The sequence below is a fragment of the Pseudalkalibacillus sp. Hm43 genome (assembly GCF_054170705.1).
The window spans coordinates 3,314,578-3,332,326 of the sequence record NZ_CM135129.1; the positions used below are offsets into that span (position 1 = coordinate 3,314,578).

The following is a 17,749-nucleotide window of genomic DNA, read 5'->3' on the forward strand; positions in this document are numbered from 1 at the left end:
AAAACGAACATTATTCTTCTAAAACGATCGTTGTTCTACAAAACAGGTGATAGGGTGAAAAATTTGACGAACGAATTCCATAGTCCATATGGCATAAAAAGGAAATCTGAGCAGGGTTGAATTCTCACATATGGAATTTATAAAAGAGTACGATGCTGAACTCATGTTTTAACCTTAAACGAAACAGGTATACCAATACTAAAACTAGTTCAGAATAATAATAGGAAACATATACTTAATCAAGCAAAGGGGAGTTCGGGTAATGAAGAAAGGTCTATTTCCACTCATCATAGGGGTCGTTGTCGCTATCAGTCTCTTTTGGGTCGGCGGGCATACACAGTCCAATCATTATACGAGTACGGATCTTCCTAAGAAATCATTTTCAAAAGCTCCTATTGAACTCAACAATAAAGAGGTGTTTGCCAGTACACTGAACCGTTCTGAAGTCGATCGGCAAGAACAGGTGAAAACGGTAACCGCTTCAAAAGAAACTGATACAGCAAATCCTGACAAAGGAGACTTCGTCCAACTTGCAGATACATTCATGCAAGAAGCCGTTCAACCGACAAATGAGGACTATAAAGTGACAGAATTTGATTCTAAAGCGCAATTGGTTGATCATCTTGGTCAGTACGCTTCGAAAGAAATTGCAACTTATTATGTGGATGGCTTGTACGAGGAAAAAGCAGATGGATTATACATCATCCCGACAGAATTACCGCCATGGGTCATGAAAGGGGAACCTGCTCAGTTGATTCAGCTTGACGAGCAAAACTATCAACTGAACCAGAAGAATCAGACGGACCTTTATGGCACTTATGTGATACAACTGTCCTTCACGAAACAAAACGATCAGTGGATCATCCAGTCAGTGGACGTCAAATGATGCTTTGTGCTTAGGATAAACGAAACATGACCGAATGGCTTTTCTTGTTTAGCATATGTTGCTACATGACGTTAAGTGTGGTACAAAATGTTAAATAGGAAGAGTCTTTCGTTTTGTTTGAGAGAGTGACTCTTACGGAAATTCACTCCTTTACTGCAATAAAAAGTTTTGCGAATCATCAGTGGTCTTCAAATGTTTTTTTCATGAAGTTCATGTAGAATAAAGCATAAGGAATTGAACGAGGACAGAGATAAAATTGGAGTTTTGACGATGAGCTATTATACGTTCGAAGATTATTATAAAAACACAGTTGAATTATCCTTCACTGATCATCCATATTCTCCTCTACCGAAGCACGTCTGGGTCATTTGCCGCTTCAAAGGACAATGGCTACTGACAGAACATCCGAGAAGAGGCATTGAATTCCCAGGTGGGAAAGTGGAAGAGGGAGAAACAGCGGAGGTTGCAGCTGTTCGCGAAGTATATGAAGAAACAGGTGCAACAGTCGACGACTTGGTCTACTTAGGTCAGTATCGCGTAAATGGTAAAGGTGGAACGATCATCAAGAACATCTATTTCGCGACCATTGAAAAATTGAAATTAAAGGCCCATTACTTTGAAACGAATGGACCTTTACTATTAAATGAACTTCCGGCTACCATCAGTACTGACAAGCGTTTCAGCTTCATGATGAAAGACCAGGTGTTGGAGCGCAGTTTGGAATATATCCTGAGAAACGACATTACGACTTTTTAACGCTTACGCCAACGGTTTTCAAGCATTCCCACTCCGGTATACATGAATGTAGCCAGGATTGCAATGATGAACAGACTGAGCAGTACAAGCGTGAAGTTGAACACTTGGAATCCATAAATGATCATGTATCCTAACCCTTTTTTCGAGACGAGGAATTCCCCTACGATTACGCCGACCCAAGACAAGCCGACATTGACTTTCAGTGTTGAAATAATGGTAGGGATTGCTGCAGGTAAAGTGACCTCTTGAAACACTTGCTTTTTATCTCCACCGAATGTTTCAATGACTTTAATGTAATTCTGATCGGTTTCGTGAAAAGCAGCATAAACGACTAGCGTCGTGATAACGAATGATATGAGTACGCCCATCGCAATGATGGAAATGTACCCTGGTCCAAGCGCGACAATAAGGATCGGACCTAACGCGACCTTCGGCATAGCGTTCAAGACGACAAGGTAAGGGTCCGATACTTTTGACACAAAGGGTACCCACCAGAGAATTGCCGCGCAGGCTGTGCCGAAAATCGTTGCAATCACGAAACTGGCCAACGTTTCCCCTGTTGTAGCTGCTATATGGACGAGCAGTGTCCCATCCCCAATTTTAGTAATGAAAAGTTCCGATATCCGGCTCGGTGAACTGAACAATAACGGATTGATCCAGTTCTGAGTCGAAGCCAATTCCCATAACCCGACAAATAGGACGAAGATTAGAAATTGAGTCAATAAGACGTGTCTTTTCGTTCGTCTTTCTCGATGGATGAATTGATCATATGCAATCTCAATTTTCGACTTCAAGTTCGTTCAACTCCTCCCAGATCGTCTGGAAGATGTGTTTGTAATCCTCATGATTCCTTACTTCAAATGGTTCCATCCTTTGTAGTTCACTTGGCATCGTATGAATCGATTTAATCCTGCCCGGATTGGCGGACAATACGATGACCCGATCAGACATCGCAATCGATTCCCCGATATCATGGGTGACGAGAAGAGCTGTCTTTTGGTGCTCTTTCAAGGTATTGAATACGAGATTCTCCAGTTTCAGCTTCGTCTGATAATCGAGTGCGGAGAAGGGTTCATCTAACAATAATAATACCGGCTGGGTCGCTAACGTACGGACAAGCGCGATCCGCTGCCGCATACCTCCGGATAACTCATGAGGATATTTCGTCCGTGTATGCTCCAAGTTCAGCTGCTCGAGCAGATCGAGTGCAAATGTTTTACTCATCTTATTGAGTTTGTGCTGGATTTTTAGACCGATGAAGATGTTCTCTTCAATCGTCCGCCACGGAAAAAGGTAATCCTGTTGAAACATATAACCGATCTGATTGTGGGCTTTTTGGACATTTTCGTTCTGGATTTTTACTGATCCAATCGTCGGGGTCAGTAGGCCTGCAATTAATGAGAGCAGTGTTGTCTTGCCGCAACCGCTCGGACCGAGGAAGGAGACGAATTCCCCTTCCTCGATTTGAAGCGAGATGTTTTCCAGTGCCGTTGTGACGGATTGAGTAGAGAAGTAGGCGTGTGTCAGTTGATCGACAGTTAAGAATGCCAACCGAATCTCCTCCTCTTACTTAGCCACTCGCTCTGCAATATCCGTGTTCACGAGTATGTCATGGTCGACTTGTTTCGGAAGCTCACCGGCTTCATCCATAATCGTCTGCAAGTTGTTCCATTCTTCTACATCGAGGATCGGATTCGTTGCATAACTGTGTTGTTCTTTGTATCGTTGAGTTACAGTTTCAATCAATTCGATCGATGTATCATCGAAATAAGGCTCGATGACTTCAGCAATTTCTTTAGCTGAATGACTATCGACCCATTGCTGCGCTTTATATAAAGCACGAGTGAACCGTTCGATGACGTCTTCATTTTCTTTCAAGTAGCTCTGTTTGGACATGAATGTCGTGTACGGGATTTTCCCAGACTCTTTCCCGAATGATGCGACGATGTGACCGATGCCTTGCTGCTCGAACAAGCTGGCGGTCGGTTCGAACAATTGTACATAATCTCCTGTACCAGAGGCGAATGAGTTGGCAATGTTCGCGAATTCGATGTTTTGGATCAGATTCAAGTCTTTATGAGGATCGATGCCGTGCTTTTTCAATCCGAATTCACCGGCCATTTGTGGCATTCCGCCTTTCCGTTGACCAAGGAAAGTGCTGCCCTTCAATTGATCCCAAGAGAACGTTTCAGGTTTTTCACGGGCGACGAGGAACGTTCCATCCGTTTGGGTCAGCTGTGCGAAGTTGATGACAGGGTCGTTCGTACCTTGGGCATAGACATAGATGGTCGTCTCTGATCCGACGAGGGCGATGTCCGCTCCATCCGACAACAAGGCTGTCATCGTTTTATCTCCGCCCCACGTCGTTGTCAGCTCAAGCTCAATACCTTCCTCTTCAAAAAAGCCCTTTTCAATGGCGACATATTGAGGAGCATAGAAGATCGAGCGTGTCACTTCAGCGACCCGTACTTTGTCGTTTGTAGAACTGTCAGAGCATCCAGCTGCTAGTAAGGTGAATGCTAGTATGACAGAAGCTGCTCCTGCGATATGACGTCTTATTTTTTTAAACATTGGTATCCCTCCACAAACTATAGATGAAATAGTCTATGAAGGGACCAGTCAATGTGTGTTCGCCTAATTTGAGCTAGAGGTGTGGCCATGTTTACGTCTGATTTAGTGGAAAAAATGCAGCGATACCCATCGCCGCATCCTGATATAAAATTGTATGTCGTTACATATCGGAGCCAGGGACTTCGTGTGAAAGGATTGCTTGCAGTACCGGCTTCTGAAGATTTGTTACCTGGTCTTTTATATTTGAGAGGCGGGATCAAACAGGTCGGAAAGGTGCGGGTAGCTCGTATCATCCAGTTTGCCTCGCAGGGCTTTGTGGTGTTCGCACCTCATTATCGCGGGAATGAAGGTGGCGAGGGACAGGAGGATTTTTGTGGAGAAGACCGGCATGATGCGTTTTCAGCACTGCAAGTCTTGAAAGAGCTACCAGCAGTGGATGAAACGTCAATGCATGTGTTCGGATTTTCCCGTGGAGGAGCAATGGCACTATTCACAGCGGGCTATTGCGTAGACCTGGTTCGTTCTGTTGTCGTGTGGGGCGGCGTTTCCGACATGAAGCTCACGTATGAGGAGCGGAAGGGCTTGCGGAAGATGTTGAAGCGAGTGGTCGGCGGTTCCGTTTACAAGTACCCGGAACGGTATGAGTGGCGCTCCCCGCTTCATCTGGTGGGCGGGTTCGATGCGCCTGTATTGATCATCCACGGTGTATACGATCAAAATGTTACGATTGAGCACGCTTACCTTTTGGAAAAAGAGTTGGCTAAACAGGGTAAGCAGTTTGAGACGTGGTACATTAAGGACGACCACCATTTCACCCCGGCTAAAAAGCTTCAAGTGACCCGGGACTTATGTACCTGGATGAAAAAACAAAAATAAAGCCGTGAAAAAAACTCATCTTCGGATGAGTTTTTTCTTTATGAGGAAGTGGGTCTGATTTACTATTTTCCCCAAGTCGAAGCGAAAGTTCCCCAAGCCAGGCTAAACACTCCATGAAAAACCGAAAAAGCTCAAAAAAAGAAGCGACCCTTCGTTAGGGTCGCTCCTCATCGTATTTTTTAGACCAGTGGTCCTGCTTTTTTGATTTCTTCTGTTACGTTCGGGAACTTATTGAAGTTTTCTTTGAACTTCAGTGCAAGTTCGCGTGCTTTTTTGTCATACGCGTCTTGATCACTCCACGTTTTCTTCGGTTGAAGCACTTCTCCAGGAACACCTGGGCAGCGCGTCGGGATGTGCAAGCCGAAGATTGGATCTTTTACCGTTTCAGTGGAGCGCAATTCGCCTTCAAGTGCGGCTTGAACCATCGCACGAGTGTATGGAAGGTTCATACGCTTACCAACACCGTATTCGCCACCAGACCAGCCTGTGTTCACAAGGTACACATCAACGTCATGCTGCTCGATCTTTTCACCGAGCATCTTCGCGTAACGCTCTGCATGTAAAGGCAAGAACGGTGAACCGAAGCATGTAGAGAATGTTGCTTGTGGTGATGTAACACCACGCTCTGTACCTGCAAGCTTACTCGTGTAACCGGATAAGAAGTGGTACATCGCTTGTTCTTTCGTCAACTTACTGATTGGAGGCAATACGCCGAATGCATCAGCTGTAAGGAAGATGATCGTGTTCGGATTACCCGCAACACTTGGTGTAATGACGTTCGGAATTGCATCGATCGGGTATGCTGCACGTGTATTCTCAGTCAACGTCGTATTGTCATAATCGACGACACGTGATTCTTCATCTGATACGACGTTTTCAAGGACCGTTCCGAATTTGATTGCATTCCAGATTTGCGGTTCTTTCTCCTGAGAAAGGTTGATACACTTCGCGTAGCAACCGCCTTCGATATTGAAGATGCCGTTGTTTGCCCAGCCATGCTCATCGTCCCCGATCAAGCGGCGGTTCGGATCAGCGGAAAGGGTTGTTTTACCTGTACCACTAAGACCGAAGAATAACGCAACATCGCCTTCTTGACCGACGTTTGCAGAACAGTGCATAGACAAGATGTCTTTCTCCGGAAGGATGTAATTCATGACAGAGAAGATGGATTTTTTGATCTCACCAGCGTATTCTGTTCCACCGATGAGAACGATGCGCTTTTCAAATGAGATGATGATGAACGTTTCAGAGTTTGTTCCGTCCACAACAGGATCAGCTTGGAATCCAGGTGCTGAAATGACCTGAAACTCTGGTGTGAAGCCATTTAAATCGCTTTCATTTGGGCGGATGAAAAGTTGGCGTGCGAAAAGGTTATGCCACGCATATTCGTTGATGACTTGAAGCGGCAATTGATACGCCTTGTCAGCTCCAGCAAATCCTTCAAAAACGAACGTTTCATCTTTATTCATTAAGTATTCGATCACTTTTTTATATAAGTTATTGAACTTCTCTTCTTCGATCGGTTGGTTTACTGAACCCCAATCAATCTTGTCCTTTACTGAAGGTTCCATTACGATATATTTATCTTTAGGTGAGCGACCAGTGTATTTTCCTGTTTCAACTTGAAGAGCGCCTGTAGAAGTGAGGCTGCCTTCTTTACGTGTTAGTGCTTTTTCAACTAATAATGGAGTAGATAAGTTCTTATTCGTAGTAGATTTACCGATAAGTTCGTCAGTTAAAGAAGTAAATTGTGCCGTATTCATGTAAACCCATCCTTTTCAACATAATTATTTAACTCTGTCCTATGTTCGAGTTGATGCTGCAAAACCCACTGCGATAAGGATTAAGAGGCTTGAGTTTTGCCTGTTTCATTATACATCCTATTCGTCTGAATTAGTATAACATATTTATTTTAATAATGTATACTATTTTTCCGAATTTGTGACAGTTGAAACATTCTCCTCACATGAAATAGGCATTTTCTTAACAAATGCCCTATATATACCGCTTCCCAGCTTTTACATATTCAATTTCGTTGACATACCTATAGTACTGCGGTATGATATTGCGAGAACGGCTACTCTTATTCCGAGTAGGTGGAGGGACAGGCCCAATGAAACCCAGCAACCGACACCACAGGTGAGAAGGTGCTAACCTGAAAAATAAGAGGGTGAAAGGTTTACAACGAACCACCTTTCCTCTATTAGAAGGAAAGGTTTTTTTTTACGTAAAGAACCGATAACTTTTCTGCATGGAGATCTTCGATGTTGTTGAAAAGTTTACGAACTTAGTATAAGTGCAACTAGGGCTCAGTCATCGCCTTCTACTTGACTTCACCAAGTTTTCTTTACGTTTAACAGGGAGAATCCTTTCTTAAGAATGAATATAAGTGCAAACAAATTTGTCAGCTACATAACAGGTGTTAGGAACGTACGCTTACAAATAATTGAAAGATTGATGGCACTTTTTCGTACGGAATGAGTACCGTATCAATTATCAGCGATATTTTTTTGGGGTATCGCCGAGGAGGTTCCGTAATGTCAAAAAGCAGACGTCTATTCACATCTGAGTCCGTTACAGAAGGTCATCCGGATAAAATCTGTGACCAGATCTCAGACGCAATTCTAGACGAAATTCTATCCAGTGACCCGAATGCCCGGGTTGCGTGTGAAACATCTGTCAACACAGGACTCGTACTTGTAGCAGGTGAAATCACGACTTCTACTTATGTAGATATTCCGAAAATCGTACGTGAAACGGTAAAAGGCATTGGCTATACACGTGCAAAATACGGATTTGACTATGAGACTTGTGCAGTCTTGACTTCCATTGATGAACAGTCTGCGGACATCGCTGCTGGTGTCAACCAGGCTCTTGAAGCAAGAGAAGGTACAATGTCAGATGAAGAGATTGAGGCAATCGGTGCAGGTGACCAAGGATTGATGTTCGGTTACGCAACGAAAGAAACACCAGAATTGATGCCTTTGCCGATCTCTTTGTCACATAAATTGAGCCGTCGCCTGACAGAAGTCCGTAAGAATGAGGTTGTTCCTTACCTTCGTCCGGACGGTAAGACACAGGTAACTGTAGAATATGATGAAGACGGTCAACCTGTGCGCGTTGATACGGTTGTTATCTCGACTCAACACCACCCAGAAGTTACACTTGAGCAAATCAAGCGCGACTTGAAAGAGCATGTCATCAATCCGGTCGTACCGAGCGAGTTGATTGATGAGAATACAAAATATTTCATCAACCCGACTGGCCGCTTCGTAATCGGTGGGCCACAAGGGGATGCAGGACTGACTGGACGTAAGATCATCGTTGATACCTACGGTGGATATGCACGTCACGGCGGTGGCGCATTCTCTGGTAAGGATCCGACGAAAGTGGACCGTTCTGCAGCTTATGCGGCTCGTTATGTTGCGAAAAACATCGTCGCTGCAGATCTTGCAGATAAGTGTGAAGTTCAATTGGCGTATGCCATCGGAGTTGCACAACCTGTATCCATTTCAATCGATACATTCGAAACTGGAAAAGTTTCAGAAGAGAAGCTGGTTGAGCTAGTCCGTGAAAACTTCGACCTTCGTCCTGCTGGCATCATCAAGATGCTCGACCTTCGTCGTCCGATTTACAAGCAGACCGCTGCTTACGGGCACTTCGGACGTACAGACATCGAATTGCCATGGGAGCAAACAGATAAAGCTGAAATTTTGAAAAACAATGCATAAAAATAAAGGAATGGCTGTCACGAACACGTGGCAGCCATTTTTTTCATTCTAAAATAGAATACATTACCGTATACATTATCAGAAAATTGTTGCATTAATAGGTAGTAGTCGAATAAACTGGTAATACCAGAATGAATATTGGTATTACCAATGGAGGGTGAAAACATGAGGTCAACTGATCGAGTGGAACAACAAATTATTGAAAGGGTGATCGAAGGATCGATTCCAATCGGTACCAAGGTTCCATCTGAAAGGGAGTTAGCGGCTACATTTGAGGTGGGGAGACCCGTTATACGTGAGGTTCTTCAGAGGCTTGAAAGAGATGGGTGGCTCACGATACGACAAGGTCAACGTGCTGTTGTCAATGACTTTTGGAAACAAGGCAATTTGATGACGCTTGTACATTACATAAGACATAAAGAAGTAATTCCGAATACATTTATCGTTCACCTTCTTGAACTAAGAAGAGCAATCCTTCCTGCCTATGTTTATGATGCTGTTAAAGAAAACCCTATGAATGTCGTTTCCCTGCTTACTGAAATCAGTAGCTTAGAGGAGGCCCCGGAGGCCTATGCCGAATTTGATTGGTGGTTGCAGAGACGTTTAGCTGAAGGTTCGAGCAATCCGATTTATCTCCTCTTATTAAACAGCTTTCAAAAATTGTACATTGAGATGGCGATCGTCTATTTTGAAGATTCACGCTATCGAAGTGCATCAATGGAATACTACAAACAATTATTTGAAGCAGCTGTTGAGCGGGATGCCAAAAGAGCAAAGCATTTAGCAGAAGATATGATGGATCGAAGTATCGAAATGTGGAAGCTTCATAATTTAGTAAATAATGAATAGGAGGTTCTCATGAACAAGGTTTATCGAGATTTCTTCTTTTTCCCTGATGTGATTATATTACTGGGCCTTATTCTCGTCAGCTCTACCGCTTTATTTTTCACACAGCCTGGAACAGAACTCTTCATTTCGTTTGTTATCGGATTAGTCGCCTTTGTTGGTAGTGAATACTTGACGCACCGATTCCTTTTCCACCTGAAAACACCGAAGAATCCTTACCTCCTTAAACTATTGAAACGACTCCATTATGATCACCATTCATCTCCAGACAACCTGCATCTCTTGTTCTTGCCGATTTGGTACAGCCTGCCCAATATGCTCATTTGGTCTGCCGTTTGTTATTTAATCACGAGCAATATATGGATCACTTTAGCGTTTGCTCTCGGTCTGCAGGTGATGTTGCTCTTATATGAGTGGAAACATTACGTGGCACACAGGCCAATTAAACCGAAAACGAAACTTGGAAGGTGGATGAAGAAAATCCATATCCTTCATCACTATAAGAACGAGAACTATTGGTATGGTGTTTCAAATCCGATAGGTGATTACCTGTTCGGTACGATGAAGGAAGAAAAAACGGTTGAAACAAGCAAAACGGCCAAAGATCTAGAAAGTCGGACAATCGATATGTAAACGCGAAGAGACTTCTATGGTTAGAAGTCTCCCTTTTGTTTGAAAAATAGTATTCTCTATTTAAACTATGAAGCTGAATGGATTTTCTGTTTTCCTTGTGCTGCAATCTCCATGTAGTCATTCGTCAGGTTGCCGAAAATCGTATTCCACGACTGGGTCAGTGCATATTCCCTTGCTTTATGCGAGAACTGGTTCAATAGGTTTGGATGCATGAGAAGGAAGAGGATGCGGTCGATAAAGGATTTTGCATCGCCTGGAGTCACCAAGTACCCGTTCGTGCCATCCTTGATAATGGTCCTTACACCCCCTGAGTTCGCTCCAACCGTCGGTGTGCCGGAAGCCATGGATTCCAGCATGACATTGCCGAAGGTTTCAGTTGGCGATGGGAAGATGAACAAGTCTGATGAGCTATAAGCTTGGGACAGTTCTTCCCCTCTTAAATACCCTGTAAAACGCACGTTAGGGTACGAGTGTAACGACTGCTTCAACTCTTCTTCACTTGGACCTTCACCGACAATCATCCAGCAAACTTTATCATGCCATTCTGTTGAGAATCCTTTAATGATGTTCAACAGGGTTTCCACATCTTTTTCAGGAGCAAGTCTTCCTACATAGCTTAATAGGATACGATCCTGTGGGATGTTGTGTTTTCTTTTAAAATCGGCAGAATGTTGTTCAGGATGGTAGAGGACTGTATCCACGCCACGACCCCAGATGGAAAGACGGTCAAAACCTTTGGATGATAGATGGTCGAGCGTGTCTTGAGACGGGACGTACGTACGGTCAAAAAACGAATGGAACCAATGCATGTATTTCCATAAGAAACTCGTCGCCCATTGAAGATTGTAGTAGTAGAGATAGTGGTCAAAGTTCGTATGATAGGAAGCGACCATCGGTATGCCATACTTCCGGGCATGATTCATGCCGAACAAACCGGAAGAAAAAGGGGTAGCGACATGGATTAAGTCTGGTTCATAGGCTAATAGTTCCTGAGTAACGAAACGATTGAAAGGAAGAGCGACACGGCATTCTTTATAGAGGAGAAAACGCATGCTCGGGAGCGAATGCGAATGGGTCGCATAGACATTGTTAGAACTTGTTTTCGGTGCGATGACTTTACATTCGATTCCATTCTGCTCCCAGTAGCGGACGAGACGGTACAGCGTGTTCGCAACCCCATTGACCTGTGGATAGTAAGTATCAGAGAAAAGTGCAATTTTCATTTTTTACAACCCCCTAAACCTGAATTACAACACCAATACGGAACTCATCAGGATGCCGCTTCCAACCCCTAGAAGCATCCCGGCTAATACGTCTGAAGGATAATGTAGCCCGAGGTACATTCTTGAAATGGCAACGGAGATACCTAAAGGTACCAATAAGAGTGCCACCATCGGCGTCCATATGATCAAAGGTGTAATGACTGAGAAGATGGCGGTCGTGTGGCCGGAAGGGAAAGAATGATCCTTCAACAATTTCGAGATGGTCACTGTGTCAGGAAGGACTTGATACGGTCGTTTTCGTGGATACAATTTCTTGCTGATCTGCACAGGCATGTGGCTGATTGCAAGAGCGAGCAGGCTTTGGATTGCAGCCATCTGAAGGCTTCCAGTCGCTAATAAAATCAAGAATAGACAGCTGGTGATTGCCCCCGTGGCACCCCCTAAATGCGTGACGGTTACGAAATACTTGCTGTGAAATGAGTGCTGGCATTTATTGTTCACCCACTGAAAGACCGTACATTCCCTTTCATGAAGCCACCCAATTACCCTAGACAACGCAGCTCCCCCTTTGTTAGATGATTTACCAAAAGAATAACGTCCCAATATTAGGGAATTGTCAAACGAATGTAAAATCTTTGTGGAGTTTCATTTACAAGAAGCAAGAGAAAGGAGTAGGGGCCATCATTACCATAATGAGAAGCAGGATGATAAAATGGTGAAAGTGGGTATAAAAGAGTAGTAGAGAAGGAGGGATGAAAGATGTATAAGCAGATCCATCACGTTTCGTTAGAAGTGAAGAAACTGAAGCGGGCAAGGGCTTTTTATGAAAAAGTATTGAAATTCGAGGTTTGCCCTGATCGGCCGGACTTTGATTTTGAAGGGATTTGGTATACTTTAGGGAATACGCAGCTTCATCTGATCGTCAATCCATCCTTCTCTCCTGAGGACCAACCGACATTGAACAGCAGAAGCGCTCATTTTGCTGTAAGGGTGGAATCGATCGATGAGCTGATCAGCATGCTGGAGAAAGCGGGCTGCACGTACTTGGATAAACCAGCCAGTAAGACCGGCTGGCATCAAGTATTCGTTCAGGATCCCGATGGAAACATCATCGAGTTCAACGCTTAAGGGACTTGTAATACTGACCGCGTTCCACATATTCTGTACGAATGCGTTCCATTTCTTGAAGGTCATGCTCGTTCAGTTCCCGTACGACTTTAGCTGGACGTCCGAATGCGAGCGTGTTCGGCGGGATTTTTTTACCTGGAGGAACAAGGCTTCCCGCACCAATGAAGGCACCTTCACCAATCTCGGCACCGTCAAGAATCAATGAGCCCATCCCGATCAGAGCTTTCTTGCGAAGGGTGCAGCTATGTAGGGTGACCTGGTGCCCGACCGTAACGTCGTCTTCGATGATCAATGGTGTATTCGGACTTTGATGAAGCATGGACAGGTCCTGGATGTTGACGCGTTTGCCAATATGGGTAGGTGCGACATCCCCACGGATGACGGTATTGAACCAGACGGAGGACTTCTCTTCAATCGTGACGTCCCCTGAAATCATGACGCCATCTGCAATGAATACGGTAGAATCGATGTTCGGTTGTGAACCTTGATAAGGATAAATCATAAAGTATCATCCTCTTTCCTATAGGAATACATATGTTGTATGAAATCATAAGCAGTTTAGCAAATTATAGACTAGAAGAAAAGGGGGATCCATCATGTGGATTTGGGAAGCAGAAAATGCAAAAGCGGTTGTCGTCATGGTTCATGGCGCAGGTGAGCACCACGGTCGGTATGAATGGCTCTGTTCACAATGGGTCTCGAAAGGTTACCATGTAGTCATGGGGGATCTACCTGGACAAGGACTGACACGCCGGAATCGTGGTCATATCGAATCGTTTGAAGAATATATCGAGGCGATTTCTTCCTGGGTAGAAGAAGCGACTCGCTTTGAGCTCCCGGTTTATTTGTTCGGCCACAGTATGGGAGGGCTCGCTGTCATCCGTACCGTTACGGAAAAAAATCTGCCACTCTCAGCCGTTTTGCTGTCATCCCCAGCACTCGGAATCGTTGAAAAACCGCCGAAAGTTCTGGATGCAGCTTCCAAAGTGATCAATAAAGTGTACCCGAGTTTGCGGTTGCGCTCGAGTCGGGGCGGCGGTCCACCGAAAGGAACGCGTTCTGAAGAAGTATTGCAGCGTGACCGAGAAGATTTTTTACTCGTGAAAAAAGTATCCATCCGATGGTACCGTGAGTTGATGAAAGCCATGAAGGACGCGTTTCAATCGATTCATCGGTTCCCTGAAATCCCGTTACTCGTCGTACAAGGCGGTAACGATTTGATTGTCGATAAACAGAGTGTCCGTGATTGGTTCGACAGCTTGAACTTGATGGAGAAGGCGTACAAAGAGTGGCCGTCCCTCTATCATGAAGTGTTGAATGATCCTGAGCGGGAGCTCGTTTTCCAATATATCCATCAGTACGTCGAACTGAATTTGATCGTTCGAGAAAATAGCTTTAAGGAGTGATGGCATGAACGTACCGTCACAGCCATGGTCGTTGATGAACAAAATTTATAGACAAGTCCTTCCCTATGTCCATGAAGAGTTGAACTTCTGGAAGGAGCGGGCCGAGCACATTCCAAATGACGAGCTAAGGACACAGGCGTTGGAGAGTATTGGTTCGAAGACGTTCCATTGTGAGGGAGGGGGCATCTATTCGTTGCTGTCAGCAGATGGTGCCTGGAAAGGAGAGGTCATCCGGTTCATCGTTGCGTACCAGACGATCAGCGATTATCTGGATAACCTATGTGACCGCAGCACCTCACTGGATCCAGAGGATTTTGCTTTGTTGCATCGTTCCATGGAGCATGCATTGACACCAGGTGCACAGCTTGAAAATTACTATGCGTTGCGTGAAGATCAGAATGACGGCGGTTATTTACATGACCTCGTCCAGACGTGCCAGAATGTGCTAGCAGCCTTACCGAGTTTTGATGCGATTGCGGAGGCGTTGATTGAACTCGAGGAGCATTACAGCAATCTGCAAATACATAAGCACGTCATCCATGAAGAGCGGGTGCCACGTTTACAGCAATGGCATCAGGACAATGAAGGGCAGCTGCCTCCGATGAGCTGGTACGAATTCTCGGCTTGTGCCGGTTCGACGATTGGGATCTTCTGTCTTGTTTCTTATGCGACGAATGAAGACATTCCGAGCGATTTAGTTGTCAAAATTAAAGAAGGCTATTTCCCTTGGATTCAAGGGCTTCATATCATGATGGACTATCTCATCGATCAGGAGGAAGATAAAGCGGGTGGCGATCTGAATTTCTGCTTCTATTATGAATCGAAGGAAGAAATGATGGATCGACTGCTTCACTTTTTCAATAAAGCGGATGAAGCGGCACGGCAACTACCACATTCGAAGTTCCACGCGTTGATTACGAGAGGATTGTTAGGGATCTATTCCACTGACACGAAGGTAAGGAACCAGCCTGAAGTCCAGTCTGTATTTAAAAAGTTGATGCGCGCAGGCGGACTGCCCGCATACTATTTCTACTGGAACAGCTTCGTGTACCGGAAAGTGAAGACTTCCTAAGAGAAACCACCAAAAACACCTATCCGAATGGATAGGTGTTTTTTTGTATAGTTGAATCAATGCAATACTACTAAACGATGATTCATTGGAGGATGAATGACGACTAGCGGTGGGGATAATATTCATAGGTGGCGATTTGATTGAGAAACGATTCGGGGACGGTCGTTTCAATATCTCCACGATCCATACCTTCCAAAAATCTCATCCATTCTGCTTCCAGTTCACCGATTTCCTTTCCGTAAGTTTGCAAGATGATCGTTTTCAAATCTGATTGGTTGTAAATTTTCATGAAAGCATCCATTCCATATTTCTCGATAAGATATGTAGAAAAAGATTCAGACTGTATATAGAAAAACCCACGATCCAATCCTTCCTTGCGAGGATCGTTTATTCTGAGAGATTGCTCGGGATCGATCAGCGCTTCAAGCGGAATCCCTACATCTATCTCATTTAAATAGTTCATCCATTCATGGCTGGAATGACCAAAACGTGCTAGGGGTTCTGTATCGGTTATTTGGTTGTTTACATACATCGCTAAACCGTCCAGCGTAAAATACCCCGCATTTTTAAAATCATAGCCGAGAAGAGCGTGAACGAGTTCGTGGATGAGAAACTCATTGTCAGTCCCGACATTGTACAGATAGATGACACCATTAGAGTAGTGAGAGTATCCCTGACCTTTCTCCAGTTGGATCATCACTTCTTTTTGTTCAGCGAGCGCTTGATCCGTTAATTCCAGGATACTTTCATATCCATCTATGGTTTCGTCTTCGATTCTTTTCACCGTTTCTTCTGGAAAAGAACCATTGATTGCAATGGTGAATTGGACTTGATCGTCTTCACTCGTAAACTCTGAATATTGGTGGTCAGATGCCTCCGTCTCGACTACGTTTTCTTGCTTGTCGACAGGTTCATGATTGCTGCAAGCGTTCAAGAGTGTGAAGCATATAGCCATAGGTATGATCAATCGACGTTTGTTCACTTGGTCATTCAACTCCCCGTAATCGCTACTACTCATACGGAAGTGGATTGGAAAAAGTTTCAAAAAAGACGATTGGATGTCCAATCGTCTCAATATGAAAACTATGCTCTTTTTTCAACAGCTACCAGAAACGGTGGGTTGTTTTTCTGGTTCAGAAATTGGTACTGGAGGACGTGTGCTCGCTTTTGATCGAGCTCAGCCAAGTACTGCATCAAGTGTTCTTTCTCTTCAACGCCGCCTTCATGCCCGTAATAGACGACAAGGATGATCAGTCCACCAGGCTTCAAGATGTCAAGCAGAGCTTCAATCGCTTGTAACGTCGAGTCCGGTTTCGTGATGATTTCTTTGTCACTGCCCGGCAAGTATCCGAGGTTGAAAATCGCAGCTTCGACTTTTCCATGGTACTCAGCTGGAACCACTTCTTTCACTTCTGCATGGCTCCTCAACATGATTTGCGCCCGTTCTTCCAACCCGTTGTTTTTCAACCGTTCGATCGTGTTTTCAACAGCTTGCTCCTGGATATCGAATCCGTAAATGCGGCCTTTTTCCCCGACAAGTTCCGCTAAAAAGACCGTGTCATGCCCGTTACCAACCGTCGCATCAACGACAACCCCACCTGGCTCAACGACTTTCTCCAGCAGTTCTTTTGCATAAGGTAAAATCCGACTTAAGTTCATGGGGCAGACACCTCAGCAGGTTCATAATACTTCCCCTGATAGCTGTCGCGGCGCTCGAGTTCAGCCTCGATTGAATTGAGTACATTCCATTTATTCATGCTCCACATTGGACCAATCATCAGTTCAGCCGGACCGTCACCCGTCAACCTGTGAATCATCATGTCCGGTGGAATGATTTCCAGCTGATCACATACAAGCTGGACGTACGTGTCAAAGTCGAGGAACTCGACTAACCCTTTCTCATACTGCTTCACCATAGGCGTCTTTTTTAACAGATGTAAAAGGTGGATCTTGATGCCTTGAACATCTAGCTTCGCCACTTCCCGAGCCGTTTCCATCATCATCTCGGGAGTCTCCTGCGGTAGGCCATTAATGATATGAGCGCAAACGCGGATTCCGTGCTTCCTTAGCTTGTTGACGCCTTCAACGTAACAGGCATAATCGTGCGCACGGTTGATGAGTTGAGCTGTTTCCTCGTGGACGGTCTGCAATCCGAGCTCAATCCATAGGTAGGTACGTTCATTCAATTCTGCCAGGTACTCGACGACATCATCTGGTAGACAATCCGGACGCGTTGCGATTGCCAGTCCGACGACGCCTTCTTGTTCCAAAATCACTTCAAACTTCTCACGCAGTTCTTCAACTGGGGCATGCGTATTCGTGAACGCCTGGAAGTACCCGATGTACTTCCCGTTTTTCCATTTCCGGTGCATTCGATCCTTGATCGTGTGGAATTGCTGGACGAGATCGTCACGCCGGTCACCGGCAAAGTCACCAGATCCACTTTGTGAACAGAACGTGCAACCGCCGGATGCGACGGTGCCATCCCGGTTTGGACAGTCAAATCCACCGTCAATCGGCACTTTGATGATTTTTTCTCCAAAGTGTTCTTTTAAATGCTTGTTCCATGTATAGTAACGTTTATCTCCGAAATGAGAGGGAATCGACATAAGCTATCCTTT

General features: G+C 44.7%; 19 protein-coding genes and 1 riboswitch. Of the genes, 9 read left to right on the plus strand and 10 right to left on the minus strand.

All coding sequences use genetic code 11. From position 1 onward, the window contains the following. Window positions 1-262 precede the first annotated feature (262 nt). Together ACXQIQ_RS17220 and ytkD are read left to right on the plus strand one after the other, a co-directional pair. Window positions 263-886, plus strand: a complete 624-nt coding sequence (locus ACXQIQ_RS17220; RefSeq protein WP_439301158.1) for a hypothetical protein — start codon at window positions 263-265, stop codon at window positions 884-886. A gap of 270 nt (window positions 887-1,156) precedes the next feature. Further along, window positions 1,157-1,642, plus strand: a complete 486-nt coding sequence (gene ytkD / locus ACXQIQ_RS17225; protein ID WP_439301157.1) for an RNA deprotection pyrophosphohydrolase — start codon at window positions 1,157-1,159, stop codon at window positions 1,640-1,642. Here the strand turns inward: ytkD and ACXQIQ_RS17230 are convergent. The 3 genes from ACXQIQ_RS17230 to ACXQIQ_RS17240 are packed head-to-tail and all read right to left on the minus strand — an operon-like array spanning window position 1,639 to window position 4,213. Further along, complete coding sequence (locus ACXQIQ_RS17230; RefSeq protein ID WP_439301156.1) at window positions 1,639-2,436, minus strand: ABC transporter permease; 798 nt, start codon at window positions 2,434-2,436, stop codon at window positions 1,639-1,641. The genes ytkD and ACXQIQ_RS17230 overlap by 4 nt on opposite strands. Beyond that, on the minus strand, window positions 2,420-3,193 hold the full coding sequence (locus ACXQIQ_RS17235) for an ABC transporter ATP-binding protein (RefSeq protein ID WP_439301155.1): 774 nt from the start codon (window positions 3,191-3,193) through the stop codon (window positions 2,420-2,422). The genes ACXQIQ_RS17230 and ACXQIQ_RS17235 overlap by 17 nt, the downstream gene beginning before the upstream one ends. Window positions 3,194-3,208: 15 nt before the next feature. Further along, complete coding sequence (locus ACXQIQ_RS17240; RefSeq protein WP_439301154.1) at window positions 3,209-4,213, minus strand: ABC transporter substrate-binding protein; 1,005 nt, start codon at window positions 4,211-4,213, stop codon at window positions 3,209-3,211. A gap of 87 nt (window positions 4,214-4,300) precedes the next feature. Here ACXQIQ_RS17240 and ACXQIQ_RS17245 point away from each other — a divergent pair, with 87 nt between their 5' ends. Beyond that, on the plus strand, window positions 4,301-5,089 hold the full coding sequence (locus ACXQIQ_RS17245; RefSeq protein WP_439301153.1) for an alpha/beta hydrolase family protein: 789 nt from the start codon (window positions 4,301-4,303) through the stop codon (window positions 5,087-5,089). Window positions 5,090-5,268: 179 nt separating this feature from the next. Here ACXQIQ_RS17245 and pckA read toward each other — a convergent pair whose 3' ends face one another. Next, on the minus strand, window positions 5,269-6,852 hold the full coding sequence (gene pckA / locus ACXQIQ_RS17250) for a phosphoenolpyruvate carboxykinase (ATP) (RefSeq protein ID WP_439301152.1): 1,584 nt from the start codon (window positions 6,850-6,852) through the stop codon (window positions 5,269-5,271). 317 nt (window positions 6,853-7,169) lie between these two features. Then, window positions 7,170-7,258: riboswitch (SAM riboswitch) on the plus strand. A 368-nt stretch (window positions 7,259-7,626) separates the two neighbouring features. Between pckA and metK the strand changes: the two genes are divergently transcribed. From metK to ACXQIQ_RS17265, 3 genes are all read left to right on the plus strand, one after another. Further along, on the plus strand, window positions 7,627-8,820 hold the full coding sequence (gene metK / locus ACXQIQ_RS17255) for a methionine adenosyltransferase (RefSeq protein ID WP_439301151.1): 1,194 nt from the start codon (window positions 7,627-7,629) through the stop codon (window positions 8,818-8,820). A gap of 165 nt (window positions 8,821-8,985) precedes the next feature. After that, window positions 8,986-9,669: a GntR family transcriptional regulator gene (locus tag ACXQIQ_RS17260; protein ID WP_439301150.1), complete on the plus strand. Its 684-nt coding sequence runs from the start codon at window positions 8,986-8,988 to the stop codon at window positions 9,667-9,669. Window positions 9,670-9,678: 9 nt separating this feature from the next. Beyond that, window positions 9,679-10,299 carry a sterol desaturase family protein gene (locus ACXQIQ_RS17265; protein ID WP_439301149.1) on the plus strand — a complete coding sequence of 207 codons (621 nt, stop codon included), beginning with the start codon at window positions 9,679-9,681 and terminating at the stop codon, window positions 10,297-10,299. Window positions 10,300-10,364: 65 nt separating this feature from the next. Here ACXQIQ_RS17265 and ACXQIQ_RS17270 read toward each other — a convergent pair whose 3' ends face one another. After that, window positions 10,365-11,522: a glycosyltransferase family 4 protein gene (locus tag ACXQIQ_RS17270; RefSeq protein ID WP_439301148.1), complete on the minus strand. Its 1,158-nt coding sequence runs from the start codon at window positions 11,520-11,522 to the stop codon at window positions 10,365-10,367. 24 nt (window positions 11,523-11,546) lie between these two features. Next, window positions 11,547-12,077 carry a phosphatase PAP2 family protein gene (locus ACXQIQ_RS17275; protein ID WP_439301147.1) on the minus strand — a complete coding sequence of 177 codons (531 nt, stop codon included), beginning with the start codon at window positions 12,075-12,077 and terminating at the stop codon, window positions 11,547-11,549. Window positions 12,078-12,281: 204 nt separating this feature from the next. On the opposite strand from ACXQIQ_RS17275, the gene ACXQIQ_RS17280 reads away from it, so the two are divergent. Then, the gene (locus tag ACXQIQ_RS17280; protein ID WP_226546898.1) at window positions 12,282-12,650 is read left to right on the plus strand and encodes a VOC family protein; all 369 of its coding nucleotides are present in this window, start codon (window positions 12,282-12,284) and stop codon (window positions 12,648-12,650) included. On the opposite strand, the gene ACXQIQ_RS17285 is transcribed toward ACXQIQ_RS17280, so the two are convergent. Then, the gene (locus tag ACXQIQ_RS17285) at window positions 12,640-13,152 is read right to left on the minus strand and encodes a gamma carbonic anhydrase (protein WP_439301146.1); all 513 of its coding nucleotides are present in this window, start codon (window positions 13,150-13,152) and stop codon (window positions 12,640-12,642) included. The two genes, ACXQIQ_RS17280 and ACXQIQ_RS17285, sit on opposite strands and share 11 nt — an antisense overlap. A gap of 94 nt (window positions 13,153-13,246) precedes the next feature. Here ACXQIQ_RS17285 and ACXQIQ_RS17290 point away from each other — a divergent pair, with 94 nt between their 5' ends. Together ACXQIQ_RS17290 and ACXQIQ_RS17295 are read left to right on the plus strand one after the other, a co-directional pair. Continuing rightward, window positions 13,247-14,056 (plus strand): alpha/beta hydrolase, encoded by an 810-nt coding sequence (locus tag ACXQIQ_RS17290; RefSeq protein WP_439301145.1) that lies wholly within the window; start codon window positions 13,247-13,249, stop codon window positions 14,054-14,056. Between the two features lie 4 nt (window positions 14,057-14,060). Then, window positions 14,061-15,128: a tetraprenyl-beta-curcumene synthase family protein gene (locus tag ACXQIQ_RS17295; RefSeq protein WP_439301144.1), complete on the plus strand. Its 1,068-nt coding sequence runs from the start codon at window positions 14,061-14,063 to the stop codon at window positions 15,126-15,128. Between the two features lie 103 nt (window positions 15,129-15,231). Here ACXQIQ_RS17295 and ACXQIQ_RS17300 read toward each other — a convergent pair whose 3' ends face one another. The 3 genes from ACXQIQ_RS17300 to ACXQIQ_RS17310 all read right to left on the minus strand — a co-directional run bounded on the left by ACXQIQ_RS17300 (window position 15,232) and on the right by ACXQIQ_RS17310 (window position 17,737). Continuing rightward, the gene (locus ACXQIQ_RS17300; RefSeq protein ID WP_439301143.1) at window positions 15,232-16,110 is read right to left on the minus strand and encodes a hypothetical protein; all 879 of its coding nucleotides are present in this window, start codon (window positions 16,108-16,110) and stop codon (window positions 15,232-15,234) included. Between the two features lie 101 nt (window positions 16,111-16,211). Beyond that, window positions 16,212-16,787, minus strand: coding sequence for a class I SAM-dependent methyltransferase (locus tag ACXQIQ_RS17305; RefSeq protein ID WP_439301142.1), 576 nt, complete (start codon window positions 16,785-16,787; stop codon window positions 16,212-16,214). Continuing rightward, window positions 16,784-17,737 (minus strand): TIGR01212 family radical SAM protein, encoded by a 954-nt coding sequence (locus tag ACXQIQ_RS17310; RefSeq protein WP_439301141.1) that lies wholly within the window; start codon window positions 17,735-17,737, stop codon window positions 16,784-16,786. The genes ACXQIQ_RS17305 and ACXQIQ_RS17310 overlap by 4 nt, the downstream gene beginning before the upstream one ends. Window positions 17,738-17,749 lie beyond the last annotated feature (12 nt).